Genomic DNA, 543 nt, shown 5'->3' with positions numbered 1-543 from the left:
TGCAAAGATAAATGGGTCGTAAGGCATGGCTTGTAAGCCAGAGCGGTCGGAGCCTTCCTTAAAATAAACCGTCAACGTAAAAGAGAAAGCAACGTTGTCATCACATCCTGATTGAGTTCGGAAGTAGGTACAATTGCTTTGCGTGTATTGGCTGAGATCATCGCTGATGATGAAAATGGCCTCTTCCGAGATAGTTTCCAATCCATTGCTTGCTTGTTGAACGCCGTTAAACGACAGGGTAGTTAAGCCATTCTCGATGCTTGCTTTTGCTATGCCCGGTAAACGAATAGCAAAGCCATTTTTGTATCCTGCACCGTAAGCGGCGAGGTCACCGGTGATTTGAATGTTCTCGACCACACCTTCTGTACGCGTTTCTGTGATTCGGAACTGAATGACGACGTCGTTCATGTCGTAATCTGCGGTGTATGGCCAGTTATCCTCAAACGCTACCGTTGCGTAGCCTTCTGCACTTGGGAAATGCTGAACAGATACGCCATTTTCGGTGATAGTGATTGGATGATCTTCTACTTCGCCGGAGGTTGA

At 46.8% G+C, this 543-nt stretch carries 1 protein-coding gene; it reads right to left on the bottom strand.

Features of this window, described 5'->3' with window-relative positions; genetic code table 11:
• Positions 1-543 (bottom strand): LruC domain-containing protein (locus tag R7Z77_RS27915; protein ID WP_318137377.1); only part of this gene is annotated, 543 nt, incomplete at both ends.

The organism is Vibrio sp. 1401, from assembly GCF_033340295.1.
The sequence above is the reverse complement of the archived record's forward strand: the minus strand, read 5'-3'. Positions and strand labels throughout refer to the sequence as shown.